The sequence below is a fragment of the Methylobacterium sp. ap11 genome (genome assembly GCF_900110515.1).
In the GTDB taxonomy this organism is placed as follows: Bacteria; Pseudomonadota; Alphaproteobacteria; order Rhizobiales; family Beijerinckiaceae; genus Methylobacterium; species Methylobacterium ajmalii.
This window is the reverse complement of the sequence record NZ_FOEB01000009.1, coordinates 105,075-122,386: the sequence shown is the minus strand read 5'-3', so window position 1 is coordinate 122,386 and position 17,312 is coordinate 105,075. Positions and strand designations below refer to the sequence as shown.

The 17,312-nt window shown below is 72.5% G+C and carries 16 protein-coding genes; 4 read left to right on the top strand and 12 right to left on the bottom strand.

Annotated features, from left to right (window positions below; translation table 11 throughout):
• Positions 1-27 precede the first annotated feature (27 nt).
• Entirely contained in the window at positions 28-1,242 is a 1,215-nt protein-coding gene (locus BMX97_RS15425; protein WP_091751737.1) for a glycosyltransferase family protein, read from the bottom strand.
• Between the two features lie 340 nt (positions 1,243-1,582).
• Between BMX97_RS15425 and BMX97_RS15420 the strand changes: the two genes are divergently transcribed.
• Both BMX97_RS15420 and BMX97_RS15415 read left to right on the top strand, forming a co-directional pair.
• Entirely contained in the window at positions 1,583-2,686 is a 1,104-nt protein-coding gene (locus BMX97_RS15420; RefSeq protein WP_091751734.1) for a cyanuric acid amidohydrolase, read from the top strand.
• Between the two features lie 81 nt (positions 2,687-2,767).
• Entirely contained in the window at positions 2,768-4,192 is a 1,425-nt protein-coding gene (locus BMX97_RS15415; RefSeq protein WP_091751730.1) for a TIGR04222 domain-containing membrane protein, read from the top strand.
• 651 nt (positions 4,193-4,843) lie between these two features.
• Here BMX97_RS15415 and BMX97_RS15410 read toward each other — a convergent pair.
• From BMX97_RS15410 to BMX97_RS15395, 4 genes are all read right to left on the bottom strand, one after another.
• The gene (locus BMX97_RS15410; RefSeq protein WP_091751727.1) at positions 4,844-5,161 is read right to left on the bottom strand and encodes a c-type cytochrome; all 318 of its coding nucleotides are present in this window, start codon (positions 5,159-5,161) and stop codon (positions 4,844-4,846) included.
• Between the two features lie 55 nt (positions 5,162-5,216).
• Positions 5,217-6,488, bottom strand: coding sequence for a PQQ-dependent sugar dehydrogenase (locus BMX97_RS15405; protein WP_091751724.1), 1,272 nt, complete (start codon positions 6,486-6,488; stop codon positions 5,217-5,219).
• Positions 6,489-6,635: 147 nt separating this feature from the next.
• Positions 6,636-8,075: an amidase gene (locus BMX97_RS15400; protein WP_091751720.1), complete on the bottom strand. Its 1,440-nt coding sequence runs from the start codon at positions 8,073-8,075 to the stop codon at positions 6,636-6,638.
• A 101-nt stretch (positions 8,076-8,176) separates the two neighbouring features.
• Positions 8,177-8,875 (bottom strand): HisA/HisF-related TIM barrel protein, encoded by a 699-nt coding sequence (locus tag BMX97_RS15395; RefSeq protein WP_091751717.1) that lies wholly within the window; start codon positions 8,873-8,875, stop codon positions 8,177-8,179.
• Positions 8,876-8,913: 38 nt separating this feature from the next.
• On the opposite strand from BMX97_RS15395, the gene BMX97_RS15390 reads away from it, so the two are divergent.
• The gene (locus BMX97_RS15390) at positions 8,914-9,999 is read left to right on the top strand and encodes a hydantoinase/oxoprolinase family protein (protein WP_091751714.1); all 1,086 of its coding nucleotides are present in this window, start codon (positions 8,914-8,916) and stop codon (positions 9,997-9,999) included.
• A 103-nt stretch (positions 10,000-10,102) separates the two neighbouring features.
• On the opposite strand, the gene BMX97_RS15385 is transcribed toward BMX97_RS15390, so the two are convergent.
• Together BMX97_RS15385 and BMX97_RS15380 are read right to left on the bottom strand one after the other, a co-directional pair.
• Positions 10,103-10,564, bottom strand: a complete 462-nt coding sequence (locus tag BMX97_RS15385) for a BLUF domain-containing protein (RefSeq protein ID WP_091751711.1) — start codon at positions 10,562-10,564, stop codon at positions 10,103-10,105.
• A gap of 209 nt (positions 10,565-10,773) precedes the next feature.
• Entirely contained in the window at positions 10,774-11,823 is a 1,050-nt protein-coding gene (locus BMX97_RS15380) for an aromatic ring-hydroxylating oxygenase subunit alpha (RefSeq protein WP_060848620.1), read from the bottom strand.
• Between the two features lie 230 nt (positions 11,824-12,053).
• Between BMX97_RS15380 and BMX97_RS15375 the strand changes: the two genes are divergently transcribed.
• Positions 12,054-12,482: a DUF3597 domain-containing protein gene (locus BMX97_RS15375; RefSeq protein WP_060848621.1), complete on the top strand. Its 429-nt coding sequence runs from the start codon at positions 12,054-12,056 to the stop codon at positions 12,480-12,482.
• A 99-nt stretch (positions 12,483-12,581) separates the two neighbouring features.
• Here the strand turns inward: BMX97_RS15375 and BMX97_RS15370 are convergent, their stop codons facing one another.
• The 5 genes from BMX97_RS15370 to BMX97_RS15350 form a co-directional block, all read right to left on the bottom strand.
• Complete coding sequence (locus BMX97_RS15370) at positions 12,582-13,697, bottom strand: polyamine ABC transporter substrate-binding protein (protein WP_091751708.1); 1,116 nt, start codon at positions 13,695-13,697, stop codon at positions 12,582-12,584.
• 3 nt (positions 13,698-13,700) lie between these two features.
• Positions 13,701-14,060 (bottom strand): RidA family protein, encoded by a 360-nt coding sequence (locus BMX97_RS15365; protein ID WP_060848622.1) that lies wholly within the window; start codon positions 14,058-14,060, stop codon positions 13,701-13,703.
• 269 nt (positions 14,061-14,329) lie between these two features.
• On the bottom strand, positions 14,330-15,349 hold the full coding sequence (locus tag BMX97_RS15360) for an ABC transporter ATP-binding protein (protein WP_091751705.1): 1,020 nt from the start codon (positions 15,347-15,349) through the stop codon (positions 14,330-14,332).
• Between the two features lie 7 nt (positions 15,350-15,356).
• Complete coding sequence (locus BMX97_RS15355; RefSeq protein WP_177202234.1) at positions 15,357-16,397, bottom strand: ABC transporter ATP-binding protein; 1,041 nt, start codon at positions 16,395-16,397, stop codon at positions 15,357-15,359.
• Complete coding sequence (locus tag BMX97_RS15350) at positions 16,394-17,308, bottom strand: ABC transporter permease (protein WP_091751699.1); 915 nt, start codon at positions 17,306-17,308, stop codon at positions 16,394-16,396. Before BMX97_RS15350 ends, BMX97_RS15355 begins: the two co-directional genes overlap by 4 nt.
• Positions 17,309-17,312 lie beyond the last annotated feature (4 nt).

Genomic DNA, 17,312 nt, shown 5'->3' with positions numbered 1-17,312 from the left:
ACGGTCGGGGGTTCGGGAGAGGAGGGCTTACTCGGCCGCCACGCAGGCGGCGTCGGCGGTGGCGGCGAGGCGGCGGATCGCCGGCAGGCCGTCGAGGAGGCCGGGGATCGGCCGCGCGGAGGGGGCGGGCCGGTGCGGCAGGGCAGAGAGCGCTTCCGCCATCCGGGCGGTCTCGTCCGCGGTCGGCTCGTCGGCGTCGCCGGGCTCGATCACGCCGACGAGGCCGAGCCGGGCGGCGGCCCGGGCCCGGATCAGCTGCTCGCGCCGGGGCCGGACCCGCGGCAGGATCAGGGACGGACGATCGAAGGACAGGATCTCGCAGAAGGTGTTGTAGCCCCCCATCGCCACCACGCCGGCGGCCCGGCGCATCAGCCGCTCCAGCCGGGCATCGAAGCCGAGGGAGGAGAGCCGGGGATGGGCGGCGATGCGGGCGCTCAGGTCGGCCTGCTCGGCCGCCGGGAAGAACGGCCCGAACACCACGAGCGCCGGGTGCTCCAGGGGATGCGCCTCGTAGGCCCGCACCACCGCCTCGACCAGCTCGACCCCGTCGCCGCCGCCGCCCGGGGTGACGAGGAGGAACTGCTCCCGCGCTGCCTCCTCGGAGCCCTCGGGTTCGGGTGCCTCGCGCCGGAGGTAGCCGGTATAGGTCAGGCGCCCGGACACGCCCGCCGGCAGCGTCAGCCCGTCGAGGGGCGCGTAGATCGCCTCGAGGCCATAGACCCAGAGCGAATCGTAGAGCGGCAGCACCGCGAGCGCGCCCTTGCGCTCCCATTCGGGCGCCAGCAGGTCCGGGTCGTCGAGGACGTCGCGCAGGCCCAGCACCAGCCGGCAGCCGCGGGCCTTGAGCCGGTGGAGCGTCGGCAGCACCTCGCCGTGGAAGCCGGCCGGCTCCTTGTCGACGAGGAAGAGGTCGGGGTCGAAGCGCTCGGCGACGTGGCGGATCAGGGCGGCGCGGGTCGCCACCACCTCGTCGAGGCCGTGGCCGGGCCCGAGGCTCTGGTACTCGCCGGAGGCGAGCTTGGTCACGCCCGGCAGCCGTCGGCAGGTCACCCCCGGGGCGAACCGGAAGGCGTGGCTCACCGGCGAGCCGGACAGGATCACCACCCGCCGCTCCGGCGCCTCCGCCACCAGCGCGTGCGCGATCGCCCGCGCGCGGCGCAGGTGGCCGAGCCCGAACGTGTCGTGCGAGTAGATCAGCACCCGCTGCGGGGACGCGCCGGGCGCGGGGAAGGGGATCCCCATCAGGCGCGCGTCGCGATCCGCGAGGACGCGGCCGTCCCGGCACAGGAACTGGCAAGGGAGCACGCCCGTGCGGACACGGCGGGCCGAATGCGGCTCAACGGGTTCGGCATCGGGTGGCGGCTCTCCCGGGCGCGGGAGGCCAGACTAGCGCATCCGCCCCCGAGCCGGCTACCCGGGCCGCGGGATCGCCCGGCGGTTATGGCCAGGCTTGTGGCGCCGGCGCATCGTCGGCCGTCCGGGACGACGCAGCGGCGCGGGTTGGCGACGAAGTTGCAGGGCGATACGGGCCCATCTTTCCGCCAAGACCCATCTTCCCGCCAAGAAAAGTCAGGGATCCGCGATGCCCGAATGCCTCGTCTTCCGCGTGCCGACCCGGCACCCCGCCGACGTCTCGGGCCTCGACGCCCTGTTCGCGTCCGGCGCGCTCGCCCCGGAGGAGGTCGTCGCGGTGTTCGGCAAGACCGAGGGCAACGGCTGCGTCAACGACTTCACCCGGCCGCTCGCCGTGATGGCGCTGGAGGCCGCGCTCGGCGCCCGGCTCGGGCTCACCCCGGCCGAGATCGGCGCCCGGGTCGCGCTCGTGATGTCCGGCGGCACCGAGGGCGGGCTCTCGCCCCACCTGCTGGTCGTCGCCCGGCGCGAGGGGGCCGGCGGTCCCGGTACGGCGCTCGCGGTCGGCACCGCCTTCACGGACGACTTTCTCCCCGAGGAGATCGGCCGCATGGCGCAGGTGCGGGCGACCGCCGCGGCGATGGCGCGCGCCATGGCGGCGGCGGGCCTGACCGACCCGGCCGACGTGCATTTCGTCCAGGTGAAGTGCCCGCTCCTCACCAGCGCCCGCATCCAGGAGGCCGCCGCCCGCGGGCACGGCGTCTCCACCCACGACACCTACGCGTCGATGGGCCTGTCGCGGGGCGCCTCGGCGCTCGGCATCGGGCTGGCGCTCGGCGAGATCCCGGACGAGGCCCTCGACGACGGCGTGATCGGCACCCGCCCCGACCTTTTCTCGGGCCGCGCCAGCGCCTCGGCGGGGATCGAGCTGATGCGCAACGAGGTGATCGTGCTCGGCAACGCGCCGGGTTGGAGCGGCCCCTTGCGCATCGCCCACCGGGTGATGCGCGACGGCATCGATCTTCCGGCGATCCAGGGCGCGCTCGCCGATCTCGGCCTGCCGGCCTGCGGCCAGCTCCCGCCCGAGGCGGCCGAGCGCGTCGTCGCACTGCTCGCCAAGGCCGAGCCGACCGGCGACGGCCTGATCCGCGGCCGCCGCCACATCATGAACGACGACAGCGACATCAACGCCACGCGCCACGCCCGGGCGCTGGTCGGCGGCGTCGCCGCCGCGGCGATCGGCCGGACGGACCTGTTCGTCTCCGGCGGGGCCGAGCACCAGGGGCCGGACGGGGGCGGGCCGGTGGCGGTGATCGCGCGGATGAACGGTTAGACGGCGCGCGTCCGGCCGAGCCTTCCGCACCCGGACGCGTTACCCTGACGACGGGGACCACCATCGGCGTTCGGGGGTGTCATGCCGTGCATCCTGCCCGCAACCTGGTCGGACGCGGAAGCCGCGCTCTGGGCGCGCATCCGGGCGCACCCGTTCGAGCACCCGGACCGGGCGCTCGACTTCACCCGGCGGCTCGCCCGCGACCGGGACTGGTCCCTCGCCTTCGCGCGGGCGGCGGTCGAGGCCTATCGCCGGTTCTGCTTCCTCGCCTGCACCGGCCGTGAGCCGGTCACGCCGAGCGAGGAGGTGGACGAGGTCTGGCACCTTCACCTCACCTATTCGCGCGACTACTGGGAGGTGTGGTGCGGGGCGGTCCTGTGCACCGCCCTCCATCATGAGCCGACCTCCGGCGGACCGGTGGAGCAGACCCGCTACGCCCGGCAATACGCCGCGACGCTCGCCCGCCACGAGGCCTATTTCGGCCCGCCCGATCCCGCCCTGTGGCCCTGCGCGGGGGAGCGCTTCGGCCGCCGGCCGCGCTACCGCACCGTCGACACGCGGCGTGCGCTCGTCATCCCCCGTTCCATCCTCCGCCTGCCGCGCCTCGGCCGGTTCCTGCTGCCGGGACTCGCCGGGACGCTCCTCCTCGCGCCGCGGCCGGCGCTCGCCCTGCCGCTCAACCCCCTCGACTGGCCGGGGGCGCCGTTCCTGTGGCTCGACGGGACCTTGACCGCGGGCGCGCTCCTCGTCGGAATCGTCGCACGGGCGCGCTGCCGGCAGACCATGCGATCGGCGCCGGACGCGGAACTCGGCCTGCCGGAGCTCGCCTATCTCGCCGGCGGCCCCGACCGGGTGGCGGACGTGACGGCGCTCGCCCTCCACACGTCCGGTGCGGGACGCATCGACCCGCCGCGGGGAATCTGGGTCGATGCGCGGGGCATCGCCCTGCCGCCCGACCTCGCGCCGTTCCGGCCGCCGGACGGGCTGACGACCCGCGGCCAGCTGATGGGCAGGCTGACCGCACCGACCGAGCGGCTGGCGGAGCGGCTCGCCGCGCGCGGCCTGTGCCCGAGCGCCGAGCAGCACCGCCGGACGCTCGTCGTCTCGCTCGGCGCCGTGGCGCTGGTGCTGGCGCTCGGTCTCGCCAAGGTCGCCTGGGTCGCCGGCACCGGGCGCCCGGTCGGCTATCTCGTCGGCCTGATGATCGCGACGGTCATCGCCGCGACATGCCTCCACATCCGGCCGATCACCTGCACGACGGCCGGCGCGCAGGCGCTCGAGCGCCACCGCGCACGCCATGCCCGCGCCGCCCGGGCGCCCCTGCGCCACGAGATCCCGCTCGCCTTCGCGCTCGGCGGCGCGGCGGCGCTCGCCGGCACCGAGCTCGCGTCGCTCCGGCGCTTCTTCGTCACCGACAGCGGGGGCGGCGACGGTAGCGGAAGCGGCGGGGACGGCGGAAGCGGTGGTGGAGGCGGCTGCGGGGGATGCGGCGGGGGCGGCGACTAGAGCGGTAACCGATCGCTCTGCACCGCGGCACACGACACTGGCCGTGGCCGGGCTCCCCGGCTCATCGTCGGCCAACCCCTTTCCGGGCCCGGTACGGGCCTGCACGACTGAAGCGAAGCGGAAGGAGATCCGGGATCCAGCACGACAAGCCGCGAAGCGTCCGTGCGGCTGCGACGGTGAACCAAGCAGAGCCGCTTCGCGGCACATCTTCCGCTGGATCCCGGATCTCCTTCCGCTTCGCTCCAGTCGTCCGGGAAAGGGGGGGCGAGCCTTCTCGGAAAGCCCTCGGACGGCCTCCACATTCTCACAGCCTGTTTGACCGATAGATCTACTCTCTCCCATCAGCAACCTCATCCTGAGGTGTTGGCGATCGGAGATCGACTGACCTCGAAGGAGGGTTCCAGAAGCCTCAGAGATCACTGGATCCCTCCTTCGAGGCTCAGCGATCTTCGATCGCCTCGCACCTCAGGATGAGGTGGAGGATAGGATAGAAAATCCCCTCGCGATCATGTCGCCGCAAGTCAAACAAGCTCTCAGTGTCGTGTGCCGTGGCCCAGCAACCGGGCGCCGCTCCAAGTCATCGGTTTTGCCGCGTGTTCTATCGACGAACCGGTGCCCGCTTCGTCGAAAAAATGCTCTGGCGGACGCGGCTCACCCCGGCGGGATCACGTCGATCTGGATCCCGCTGTAATACGCCGCCAGGTTGGCGATATCGGCATCCGACAGGTCCTGCGCGGCGACCGACATCACCTCGTTCTTGCGGGTCCCGCTACGGAACTCGGTCAGCGCCTTGACGAGGTAGGGCTCGACCTGGCCGGCGAGGTTCGGCGCGTCGGGGAGCTTCGAGAGCCCGTCGAGGCCGTGGCAGGCCTGGCAGGCGATCGCCTTGGCCCGGCCGGCCTTGGCGTCCCCGGCGGCGGCCGGCGCGGTGGCGGCGAGCAGCAGGAGGAGGGCGAGGGTGCGGGTCATCGGCGTCTCCTGAAGGGGGGGGTGGGGCGGCGCGGCCGCCCCACCCCGAAAGGACCTACTTCTCGTAGGAGATGCGGTAGATCGCGCCGGCCGTGTCGTCGGAGACGAGCAGCGAGCCGTCCGGCAGGGTCGCGACGTCGACCGGGCGGCCGAGATACTCGCCGCCCTCGGTCAGCCAGCCCTCGGCGAAGGGCTCGGGCTTGCCGGCGCTGCCGTCCTTGTTGACCGGCACGAACATCACCCGGGCGCCGATCGGCGTGGTGCGGTTCCACGAGCCGTGCTCGGCGGTGAAGATGCCGCCGCGGTACTTCTCGGGGAAGGACTTGCCCTTGTAGACGATCATGCCGAGGTCGGCGGCGTGCGGCGGCAGCTCGGCCTTGGGCGCCACGACGTCGGCCGGGATCTTGTCGTCCTTGTACTCGACGGTACGCACGCCGCCGCCGCCGTACCACGGGAAGCCGAAGTTCTGGCCGGGCTTGGTGATCTGGTTCAGTTCGCCGGGCGGCTGGTCGTCGCCCATGCCGTCGACCTGATTGTCGGTGAACCACAGGGTCTTGTCGGGCGCGAAGTCCATGCCGACCGAGTTGCGGATGCCGGTGGCGTAGACCTCCCGGTTCTTGCCGTCGGCATCCATGCGGATGATGCCGCCGATACCGGTCTTGGCGTAGAGGTCGGCCTTGTCCTTGGGCGGTACGTTGTAGGGCTGGCCGAGCGAGACGTAGAGCTTGCCGTCGGGCCCGATGCGGCACATCCGGGCGGTGTGGTTGTAGCTCTCCTCCGCGGGCGGAATCAGCTCGCCCTGCTTGACCACCACGACGGCCGGGCCGTCCGTGCCCTCGTAGAAGAACTCGGCGGCCGGGAAGGCCAGGACCCGATTCTGCTCCACCACCGTCAGCACGCCGTCGCGCGAGAAGCAGACGCCGTTCGGGATCTTGAAGTCGACGCCCGGGGCGTAGACCTTCACCTCGTCGGCGACGCGGTCCTTGTCGCGGTCGGTGACGGTGTACATCTTGGACTTGCGGGTGCCGACGAAGACCACGCCGGCATTCGGGCCGACCGCCATCGCGCGGGCATCCGGCACCACGGCGTAGAGCTCGATCTTGAACCCGTCCGGGACCTTGATCTTCTGGAGCGTCTTGTTGATCGCGTCGGCGCGCCGACCGGTCTGCGGGATCGGCGCCGGCTCGGCGACGCCGGTCTGCTTGAAGCTGCCGAGCTTCTCCAGGTTGTCGACCTTGGCCTTGGTGTCCCCGGCGGTCGTGTCCTGGGCCAGGGCGGCGCTCGCGAAGGAGACGCCGGCGGCGAGCGCCAGCAGGAAGGGCTTCATCGGGATTTCCTCCGGATCTCGGCCGTTGCGGCGTGGCCGAGCTTGTTGCCCGCCATGTATGCCGGGAGGCCTGACAGGCGGCAAGCGCAGCAGACAGCCTATCCCGTTCACGCCGCCGTGATCGGTCGCAGTGACCGGTGGCCGGAATCAGCCGCGCAGGGCCGGCGGCAGCACCCGGTCGAAGCCCGTGACCGCCTCGTAGGCCGCCGCGATGGCCAGCAGCTCCGCCTCGCCGCGGTTCGGGGCGATGAGCTGGATCCCCATCGGCAGGCCGGCCGCGCTGAAGCCCGCCGGCAGGCTGATCGTCGGGCAGCCGGACAGCGTGGCCGGCACCACCACCTCCATCCAGCGGTGATAGGTGTCCATGGCGCGCCCGCCGACCTCCCGCGGCCAGGTCTCCTCGGCCGCGAACGGGAAGACCTGGGCGGCGGGCATCGCCAGCACGTCGAAGCGCTCGAACAGCCCGCGCACGCAGTGGTACCACGCGGTGCGGGTGAGGCTGGCGGCGTGGACGTCGAAGGCCGAGAGCTTCTGGCCTTGCTCGACCTCCCAGATCGCCTCCGGCCGCATCCGGGCGCGCTTCGCCTCGTCCCGCCAATGCACCGCGAGGGTCGCACCGATGATCCATTGGCGCAGCCGCGTCCAGCTCTGCCAGATCGCCTCCGGATCGAAGGCCGGGAGCACCGGCTCGACCGCCGCGCCCTCGCCCGAGAAGACCCGCAGGGCGTCCTCGCAGAGGGCGAGCACGCCGGGCTCGAAGGGGATGTGGCCGCCGAAATCACCGATCCAGCCGATCCGCAGCCCCTTCAGGTCGCGGGGCGGCGGCACCGCGAAGGCGGCGGGATCCTCGCGGAACGCCGTCGGGGTGCGGGGATCGTAGCCGGCCTGGACCGAGAGGAGCAGGCCGAGATCGGCGGTGCAGCGCGCCATCGGGCCAAGCACCCCGAGTTGGGGCAGGAAGACCTCCTCGGTGCCGTTCGGGATGCGGCCGGCGGCGGGGCGCAGGCCCAGCACGTTGTTCCAGGCGGCGGGATTGCGCAGGGAGCCGCCGTGGTCGCTGCCGTCGGCAAGCGGCACCATCCGCATCGCCAGCGCCACCCCGGCGCCGCCGCTCGAGCCGCCGCCGGCCTTCGCCGGGTCGTAGGCGTTGCGGGTCGGGCCGAAGACCGGGTTGGTGCTGTGCGAGCCGAGGCCGAATTCCGGCACGTTGGTCTTGCCGATGAGCAGCGCGCCCGCCGCCCTGAGGCGCGCGACGTGGAGGGCATCCGCCTCCGGCACGGTGTCGCGAAACAGCGGCGAGCCCTGGGTGGTGCGGAGGCCGGCGGTGGGCGAGAGGTCCTTGACCGCGTGCGGCAGGCCGTGGAGCGGCCCGCGCGGTCCACGCTCCTTCAGCTCCCGGTCGGCCGCCTCGGCCTCGGCCAGGAGCGCGTCGGGGTCGCGCAGGGACACGATGGCGTTCACCGCCGGGTTGTGGCGGGCGATCTGGTCGAGATGGGCCTGCATCACCTCCCGGGCCGAGACGGCCCGATCGCGGATCGCCCGCGCGAGGTCGGTGGCACGCATCGTCACGAGATCGGTGGCGGGCATCGCGGGGTCCTGGAGCGGCATCGCGGCAGCGGAGCACGGGGGCGGCGAGGGAACAAGCGCGGCCATGTCGGGCGGGGATGCCGCCGCGCGCATGGCGGCGCTCAGGCCCGCAGCCGCCCGTCGTGGATCGCGCTGGCGACGAGCACGCCGGCGGCCCCGGCCTCGTCGAGGGCCGGCAGGTCCTCCGGCCCGCGCAGGCCCCCGGCGGCGTAGAAGGCGACGTGGGGCGCCCGCGCCCTGAACGCCCGCAGGCCCGCGAGGTCCGGCCCGGCGCCGCTGCCGACGCGCGCGAGCGTCATCACGATCACCTCCGGCGGCCAGGCGGACGGATCCTCGTGCAGGACCATTGGTCCCATCGGCGCGCCGTCGCGGCTGTCGAGGGACAGGACCGCCCGGTCGCCGATGCGGCGCACCAAGGCGTCGTCGACCTGGCTCTCGCTGCCGAGCACCGGCCGGCCGAGGCCGGAGGCCAGGAACGCTGTGACGCCGGCCTCGCTCGAAAACCCCGCATCGACCCACAGCTCGATCCCGGGGCAGGCCGCGAGGATCGCCCGCAGCGCGCCGAGATCCGGCGGGGCGCCGTCCACGATGGCGTCGAGGTCGGCGACGTAGAGCCGGCGCGCCGGCCAGGCGGCGAGGAGGCCGCGGGCGACGTCGGCCGGAGCGGGGCCGGGGCTGAGCGGCGTCACGATCGGCGCGTAGGCGTCGCGGTCCCCGGCCCGGGCCCGCACGACGAGGCCGCCGCGCAGGTCGAGGACCGGCACCACCTCGGTCCGGGTTGCGAAGGGAGCGCCGCTCATGCGACCCGGTCCCGACGCGCCGCGACCGAGAATCGACCGTGACTGATCCGCATTCCTCCGCCCCTTCCGTTTCCTCGCGCGAGCGCATCATCGGCTGGGACTTCGGCGGGGTCCATGTCAAGGCGGCCCTGGTCGAGGGCGGGCGCGTCCAGGCGGTGGTCCAGGTGCCGTGCCCGCTCTGGAACGGCCTGCCGGCGCTGGAAACCTCGGTCGCGGCCCTGCCGGACTGGGCGCGCCGGCCGGCGCACCACGCCGTGACGATGACCGGCGAGCTGACCGACTGCTTCTCCGACCGCGCCGACGGGGTGACGCAGATCGCCGGCTGGGCCGGCGCGCACCTGCCCGGCACCGTCGCGGTCTATGCCGGGCGCGCCGGCTTCGTGACGCCCGGGGAGGCGGGAGGGAGGGCGCCCGACGTCGCCAGCGCCAACTGGCACGCCACCGCGGCCCTCGTCGGCCGCCTCCGGCCGGCAGCCCTCCTGGTCGATCTCGGCTCGACCACCGGCGACCTGATCCCGATCCGCGACGGGCAGCCCCGCACCCTCGGCTACAGCGATGCCGAGCGGCTGGAGACCGGGGAACTCGTCTATACCGGGGTGGTGCGCACCCCGCTGCTGGCGCTGGCGCAAGCCGTCCCGTTCCGCGGCCGTCGCACCGCCCTGATGGCCGAGTGCTTCGCCACCACGGCGGATGCCTACCGGCTCCTCTCCGATCTGCCGGAGGCCGAGGACCAGCAGGACACCGCCGACCTCAAGGGCAAGTCGACGCCCGAGACCGAGATCCGCCTGGCACGGATGATCGGGCGCGACCGCCACGAGGGCTCCGCCGAAGACTGGATCCGCCTCGCGGGGGTCTTCGCGGAGGCGCAGCTGCGGCTCCTGCACGATGCCGCCGCCACGATCCTGTCCCGGGGCGACGTGCCGGAGGAGGCGCCGGTGGTGATCTGCGGCGCCGGCCGCTTCGTCGCCGCCCGCCTCGCCGCCCGCCTCCGGCGGCCCGCCGAGGAGCTGAGCGACCTGATCGCGCCGCGCCTTGCCCCCGACGCGGCGGCCTTCGCGTCGACCTGTGGGCCGGCGGTCGCGGTGGCGCTCCTCGCCGCCGAGCCGTCCGCCCGGGCGGGGTGAGCACGACGCAGGACGGAGCGTTCTGGAAGATAGTCGACCTGCCGACCTCAGCGCCCGATCGAGCGGATCCGAGGAGCGAGCCCTGGTCGGCGTGTCGGAGATCCTATCGGCCGGCCGCGCCGGAATGCCAGGGCGTGCTGATCGGGCTGTCGACGAGGAGCAGCAGCGCCCGGCGCAGGAGCTGGTCGAGGGCCTTCGGGCCGCCGGCGGGACAGGAACCGTCGCCGTTCAATCGCTCGTCGAGTTCCGGCGTGGTGCCGAGGAAGCCCATGGTCCAGCCCGGGAAGCGCCGCTCGGCGGCGAAATCCATCTCGATCACCGCCAGGGTGTGGTGTCGCCGGTCGACCAGGATCGACTCGAAGATCGGCTGCACGGCGGCGCGCCGGCCCTCCAGCACCTGGAAGAAGCCGAGTCCGGTATAGACCAGCACGCCGCTCACGTCCGCCAGGCGGTTGCGGTGCCGGGCGACGCCAAGGAGAGACGCGATGTGGCCCTGTCCCAGCATCGCCTCCGCCGGATGAGCGGCGGTACTCTTGTAAACGATGCGGAAGATGTCACCGGACATCCGTGTCCCCCGGAAGACTGGACGGACGGGATAATCCGAAAGGCCGCGCCCGCGATAGCGCCGAACGGCACGGCCTTGGAATTTCCTGCCGTTGTCGCGGCGCGGGACAGAGCTGACAGGCGCGCGATCCGGCCTCTGGACCGCCTCTTCTCGACGGCAACGCCGTGCACCTGCCGCCGATCCAGCATCGGGCAGCCCGTATTGTCCGTTCAACTGCGCCAGCGCAGCTCCCGCGGCTCGAGCGGATTGACGAAGGGCGCCGCCGCCTCGCGCGCCCGCAGGAACTCGCGCTTGAGGCTGAAATACCACTGCGACTGCACGTCGCTCTCACCCATCAGCACCATGGCGGGCTTCCGGTCGAGGCCGCGCTGGGCGATCTGGAGCACGTCGCGGTCCTGGCCGAGGAACTGGCGCATCAGCGGCCGGGCGACGGGCTTCAGCAGGTTGAGGGCCGGGATGTTCCAGTACATCGCGTTGATGAGCGCGGTGCGGCCGTTCGCCAGCGGCGCGGCGAAGGTGTAGTTCGCCAGGCGCTTCTCGCCCGCGGTGATCCGCTCGAGCCGCACGCCCGGCAGGCGGAACTCGATCTCGACCTCGGGGATCGAGCCGAGCAGGCGGTAGGCGAGGGAGGCGGTCTTCGCCGTGTGGCTCGTCATGGTGAAGCCGAAGGGCGAGGGCGCGAAGTGCTTGACCTTCTCCTTCATGGTCTTCGACGGGCGCCACCACCACGAATCGTGGACGTAGGCGACGTGCGCCGGATCGACGAAGCTCAGCGCCACGAGGTCGAACGAGGCCTCGACCTCGAGGATCTCGACGAGTTGCCCGCAATAGTCGAAATCGACCTCCGGGATCGGCGGCGCCGTCTCCGGGGCGGCGCCGGCGGGGTTGGCGCTGGCATGCACCCAGATCAGGCCGGACTTTTCGGTCACGGCGAAGCGGGCGAGGCGGACGGAGGCGAAATTGGCGTCGTCCCGGCGGGCGAGCGCCGGAATCGCCGCGCAGGCGCCGTCGGGCCGGAACTGCCAGCCGTGGAACGGGCAGACGAGGTTGCCGTCGACGATCCGGCCGGCCGACAGCGCCATGCCGCGATGCGGGCAGCGGTCGCGCAGGGCGAACAGCGCGCCCGATTCCTCCCGCCCGACCACCACGGCTTCCTCGCCGAGGCTGACCGACCGCATGCCGCCGGGCCGGACGCTGCGGCTCTCGCCGACGCAGTACCAGACGTCGTCGAGCGCCCGGCGTATCGGATCCCCTGTCATGCCGCTCCCACGCGATTCCCGTCGCGGCCGGCGCCACGCGCCCGGCCCGCCTTCCGGCCCGTCCTTAACCGATCCTGCGGCGGCGTGCAGCGCCGGGATGGTCGCGGACGCGCGCTTCACGGAACGGTGAGCGGGGCCGTTCGTTACCGTGCCGCAAGGCCGAGCGTGCCCGCCCTTCGCCCGCGAGGATGCGGGCAGCGCCACGCGAGCCCCAGACGGAGAACGACACGATGAGCCTGCTCGGGACGATCGTCAGCAAGATCCTGCACCCCTTCGGCGGCGGCGACGCCCAGGCGCAGACGTCGGGGGATGCGCCCAAGACCGACACGTCCTCGGCGGGCGGGGCGCTCGGCGGCGGCTCGGACGCGGCGTCCGGCGGCGCGGTGCCGAAGGTCGACGGCAAGGTCGACGTCGAGGCGGTGCTCAACGACCTCGCCGGTAAGGCCGGCCAGCCGCTGAACTGGCGCACCTCGATCGTCGACCTGATGAAGCTGCTCCACCTCGACAGCAGCCTGTCGTCCCGCAAGGAGCTCGCCAAGGAGCTGAACTACACCGGCGACACCGAGGATTCGGCCACCATGAACGTGTGGCTGCACAAGCAGGTGATCAAGAAGCTCGAGGAGAACGGCGGCAAGGTGCCGGACGACCTCAAGGATTGATGCCGGGACGCGATCCCGCCCGCCCGCGCCGCGGGTGAACGGGACGCGCGGGAAGGGGCCCGCTCCGGAGAGGAGCGGGCCTTTCTCGTGAGCGGGGCCTCAGCGCCCGGTGCGCACCCGGGTCCAGAGCCGGGTCACCAGCCGCTGGGTGCGATCGTCGTAGGCGGTGTTGGTGAACAGGCGCCGGAACGTGGCGTCGTCCGGGTAGATCCCGGGATCCGACAGGATCTCGGGCTTGACCAGGGCCTTGGCCGCCAGGTTGCCGCTCGCATAGGCGACGAAGTTGGTGTTGGCCGCCGCAACCTCCGGCCGCATCATGAAGTCGATGAAGGCGTGCGCCTCCGCCGCGTGGGGGGCGTCCTTCGGGATCGCGAAGGAATCGAACCACATCAGCGCGCCCTGCTGCGGGATGACGTAGGCGATGTCGACGTCGTTCTTCGCCTCGCGGGCGCGGCGGCGGGCCTGGAGCACGTCGCCCGAATAGCCGACCGACAGGCAAACGTCGCCGTTGGCGAGCTGGTTGATGTACTCGGAGGAGTGGAATTTCTGCACCGCGCCGCGGATGCGGAACAACGCCTCGCCGGCCTTCTCGAGGTCGTCGACCCGTCGCGTGTCGGGCTTCAGCCCGATCGCCTGGAGCACGCTCGGAAAGACGTCCTCGGGGGCGTCCAGCATCGTGACGCCGCAATCCTTGAGCTTGGCGACCAGCTCCGGGCGCAGGACGATGTCCCAGGTGTTGAGCGGTTGGGTCGCGCCCAGGCGGGCCCGCACCAGGGCGGTGTTCATGCCGATCCCGGTCGTGCCCCACATGTAGTCGACCGCGTAGACGTTGCCCGGATCGTAGACGGCGAGCCGCGCGGTCACCTCGGGCCAGGCGTGCTTGAGGTTCGGCAGCTTCGCCTTGTCGAGGGGCTGGAAGACGCCCGCCTTGATCAGGCGCTGCAGGAACGGACCCGAGGGCACCACGATGTCGTAGCCCGAGCGGCCGGCGAGCAGCTTGGTCTCGACGATCTCGTTGGTGTCGTAGGTGTCGTAGACCACCTTGATGCCGGTCTCGCGCGTGAAGGCGTCGAGCATCTTGGGGTCGATGTAGTCCGACCAGTTGTAGACGTTGACGACCCGCTCCGGCGCGGCCGCCGCGGGGCCGGCGGCCACCGCCGCGAGGGCGAGGAGGCAGGCCGATGCCCGCAGGAGACCGCGCCGGAGCAGCCGCATCGGTCAGGCTCCGATCGCGGCGATGATCGAGATCTCGACCTTGTATTGCGGGCCGGCGAGCTTGGCCTCGACGGTGGCGCGGGCCGGGGTGTGGCCGGCCGCGACCCAGCCGTCCCAGGCGCGGTTCATCTCGGCGAAGGTCGACATGTCGGCGAGGTAGATCGTGGCCGAGAGGAGCCGGGTCTTGTCGCTGCCGACGCTGGCAAGCAGCGCGTCGATCTGGGCGAGGATGTCCTTGGTCTGCGCCTCGACGCCCTCGTCGTTCGAGACGTTGTCGGCGACCTGGCCGGCTAGGTAGGCGGTGCCGTTATGGACCACGGCCTGGCTCATCCGGGGGCCGGTCTCGAAACGCGTGATGGTCATCGGGATCTCCTCGAGGCTTCCGCATGAGCGCTCGGCCGCCTTGTGCCGTCGAAGGCGGGGCCGCGTAAAGGGCCGCAGGCGGGAAACGCGGGGCGAGCCGGGGAGCGGGGCCGCGCGGGCTCCCGTCCCGTGCCCTCGGGCGAGGCGAGGGCGCCGGCAGGCGTCGTCGCGTTCGGCCCGGGCCGCCGTGGTCGCGGAGGATTGTCGGATCCGACCTGAGCCTCCGTCCAGAGTGGCCGGGATGGACAATCGGCGCCCGACGCGGGGGTTCAGGCCGCGGGCGCGGCCCCGCCCAGGCGCACGCAGCGCGCCGCGTGCCCCGGCGCCACCGCCACCCGGGCCGGCAGGCCCTCGCGGCAGGCCGGCACGACGAGGCCGCAGCGCGGCTCGAACGGGCAGCCCGGGGGCGGATCGGCGAGATCCGGCGGCGAGCCGGGAATCGTGGCGAGCCGCACGCCCTTGGGCGAATCCGGGGTGATGCGCGAGGCGAGCAGGCCTTGCGTGTAGGGATGGGCCGGCCGGCCGATCACCTCGCCGCTCGCGCCGACCTCGACGAGGTGGCCGCCATACATCACCGCCACCCGGTCGGCGACCTGGACGGCCACGCCGACGTCGTGGGTGACGAAGATGACGGCGAGGCCGAGGTCGCGCTGCAATTCCCGCAGCAGCAGCAGGATCTGGATCTGCACCGTGGCGTCGAGCGCCGTGGTCGGCTCGTCGGCGAGCAGCACCTTGGGCCGACAGGCGAGCGCGAGGGCGATCATCGCGCGCTGGCGCATGCCGCCCGACAGCTCGTGCGGATAGGCGTCGAGGCGCCGGGCCGGGGAGGGGATGTGGACGCGCTCGAACAGCTCCAGCGCCCGGGCCCGGCCCGCGGCGCGGGAGACGCCCTCGTGGCGCATCACGGCCTCGGCGATCTGGTCGCCGATGCGGTAGACCGGATCGAGGGCGAGGCCCGGATCCTGGAAGATCATCGCGACGGTGCCGCCGCGATAGGCCGAGAGCGCCTTGCGCTTGAGGGAGAGCACGTCGTGCCCGTCGACCCGCAGGTGCCCGGCGATGCGGGTGCGGGATTCCGGCAGGAGCCGCATCAGGGCCCGGAGCGTCACCGACTTGCCGGAGCCGGATTCGCCGAGCAGCGCCAGGGCCTCGCCGGCCCGGATCGAGAAATCGACCCCGCCGACCGCCCGGACGGGCTTGCGGCCGCCGAGGAAGTCGACCGTGAGGTCGCGGACCTCGATCAGGGCGTCAGAGGCGGAGGTGCCCGTCGTGCGAAGGGGTGCGTTCATGTCAGCCTCACGCCGCTAGCGGGACCGGGGGAGCCTCCGGGTGGCCGGAGCCCGCCGCCGCCATGTGGCAGGCGGCGAAATGCGCCGGCGCCACCGGATCGAGGCCGGGCTCGCGGGTGCGGCAGACGTCCGCTGCGAACTGGCAGCGGGTGTGGAAGCGGCAGCCCGGGGGTGGGTTGATCGGGTTCGGCGGATCGCCGGTGAGCGGCGCCTCCTCCAGCCGGGCATTCGGATCGGTCGAGGGCTGGGAAGCCAGCAAAGCCGCCGTGTAGGGGTGGCGCGGGGTACCCAGGATCGCGTCGGCCGGGCCGATCTCGGCGACGCGACCGAGATACATCACCATCACCCGGTCTGACATGAAGCGCACGACGTTGAGGTCGTGCGAGATGAAGATGTAGGTCAGGCCGAATTCCTGCTTGAGGTCGGTGAGCAGGTTCAGCACCTGCGCCTCCACCGACTTGTCGAGGGCCGAGACCGCCTCGTCGAGGATCAGGAGGCGCGGCTCCAGCGCCAGCGCGCGGGCGATGTTGACCCGCTGGCGCTGGCCGCCCGAGACCTCGTGCGGGTAGCGGCCGCCGAAGCGCCGCGGCTCCAGCCCGACCCGGCGCAGGAGATCGTGGGCCCGCGACAGGGCGGCGGCCGCGGACAGCCCGTGCGCCTTCGGGCCGAAGGCGACCGATTCCTCGACGGTGAGGCGGGGATTGAGCGAGGCGTAGGAATCCTGGAAGACCATCTGCACCTGGCGGCGATAGGCCTTCAGGTCGAGGGCGCGGGAGCCGAGCAGCTCGCCGTCGAAGACGATGTCGCCCTTGTCCTGCCGGGCGATCTGCATCAGCAGGCGCGCAGTCGTCGACTTGCCGCAGCCGGATTCGCCGACGACGCCGAGCGTCTCGCCCTTCATCACGGAAAAATCGACGCCGTCGACGGCGCGCACCGCCGGGCCCTTGCCGAACAGCCCGCCCTTGCCGGGAAAGTGCTTCACCAGGCCGTCGACGGTCAGCAGCGGCTGCGCGGGGCCGCCGCGGTCGCGGGGATCGAGGTCGGTCACTGGCGCACCTCCATGGCCGAGCGCAGGCCGTCCGACAGAAGGTTGAAGGAGATCGAGGTCAGGAAGATCATCACGCCGGGAAGCGCCGCCACGACCGGGTTGACGTAGATCGCGGTGCGCAGGGTGTTGAGCATCAATCCCCATTCCGGCTCGGGCGGCTTCACGCCGAGGCCGAGGAAGGACAGGCCCGAGGCCAGGATCATCGAGACCGAGATCAGGCTGGTGGCGTAGACGAAGACGGGGCCGAGCACGTTGCCGAGCACCTGGACGCGGACCACCGTGAACGGGTTGGCGCCCGAGACCCGGGCGGCCTCGACGTAGTCGCGGTTGCGGATCTGCACCGTGACGCTCTCGGCGACACGGGTGATCTGGGGCACGAACACGACGGTGAGCGACACGATCGAGTTGAGGATGCCCGCACCGAGCGCCCCCGACAGCGCGATGGCGAGCAGCACCGAGGGGAAGGCGAAGAACACGTCGACGACGCGCATGATCACGGTGTTGACCCAGCCGCCGGCATAGCCGGCGAGGATGCCGAGGCCGGATCCGACGAAGAACGCGATGACGACCGGCAAGACGCCCATGAACAGCGACAGGCGGCCGGCATAGAGAAGCCGTGTGAGCATGTCGCGGCCGAGCTCGTCCGAGCCGAGCCAGTAGGTCGCGTCGCCGACATGGCGCAAGCGCCGGACCATTGAGCCCTTGAACGGGTCCATCGGGGCGATGAGCGGCGCGAAGATCGCCGCGAGCACGATGGCGAGGATGACGCAGGCGGCGGCCATCGCCACCGGATCGCGCAGGAGGCGGCGCAGCACGCTGCCCCAGTAGCCGCGCGAGGCGACCGCCGGGATTTCGGGAGCGGCGACCGCCGCGACCGGATCGCCCGTGGCGAGGGAGGTCTGGATGGTCATGCGC

Coding starts and splice junctions, on each gene's coding strand:
- BMX97_RS15375 (WP_060848621.1), top strand. CDS start 12,054: ATGAGCCTGCTCGGGACGATCGTCAGCAAGATCCTGCACCCCTTCGGC.
- BMX97_RS15380 (WP_060848620.1), bottom strand. CDS start 11,823: ATGACAGGGGATCCGATACGCCGGGCGCTCGACGACGTCTGGTACTGC.
- BMX97_RS15365 (WP_060848622.1), bottom strand. CDS start 14,060: ATGACCATCACGCGTTTCGAGACCGGCCCCCGGATGAGCCAGGCCGTG.
- BMX97_RS15360 (WP_091751705.1), bottom strand. CDS start 15,349: ATGAACGCACCCCTTCGCACGACGGGCACCTCCGCCTCTGACGCCCTG.
- BMX97_RS15385 (WP_091751711.1), bottom strand. CDS start 10,564: ATGTCCGGTGACATCTTCCGCATCGTTTACAAGAGTACCGCCGCTCAT.
- BMX97_RS15395 (WP_091751717.1), bottom strand. CDS start 8,875: ATGAGCGGCGCTCCCTTCGCAACCCGGACCGAGGTGGTGCCGGTCCTC.
- BMX97_RS15405 (WP_091751724.1), bottom strand. CDS start 6,488: ATGAAGCCCTTCCTGCTGGCGCTCGCCGCCGGCGTCTCCTTCGCGAGC.
- BMX97_RS15420 (WP_091751734.1), top strand. CDS start 1,583: ATGCCCGAATGCCTCGTCTTCCGCGTGCCGACCCGGCACCCCGCCGAC.
- BMX97_RS15370 (WP_091751708.1), bottom strand. CDS start 13,697: ATGCGGCTGCTCCGGCGCGGTCTCCTGCGGGCATCGGCCTGCCTCCTC.
- BMX97_RS15400 (WP_091751720.1), bottom strand. CDS start 8,075: ATGCCCGCCACCGATCTCGTGACGATGCGTGCCACCGACCTCGCGCGG.
- BMX97_RS15425 (WP_091751737.1), bottom strand. CDS start 1,242: ATGGGGATCCCCTTCCCCGCGCCCGGCGCGTCCCCGCAGCGGGTGCTG.
- BMX97_RS15350 (WP_091751699.1), bottom strand. CDS start 17,308: ATGACCATCCAGACCTCCCTCGCCACGGGCGATCCGGTCGCGGCGGTC.
- BMX97_RS15410 (WP_091751727.1), bottom strand. CDS start 5,161: ATGACCCGCACCCTCGCCCTCCTCCTGCTGCTCGCCGCCACCGCGCCG.
- BMX97_RS15415 (WP_091751730.1), top strand. CDS start 2,768: ATGCCGTGCATCCTGCCCGCAACCTGGTCGGACGCGGAAGCCGCGCTC.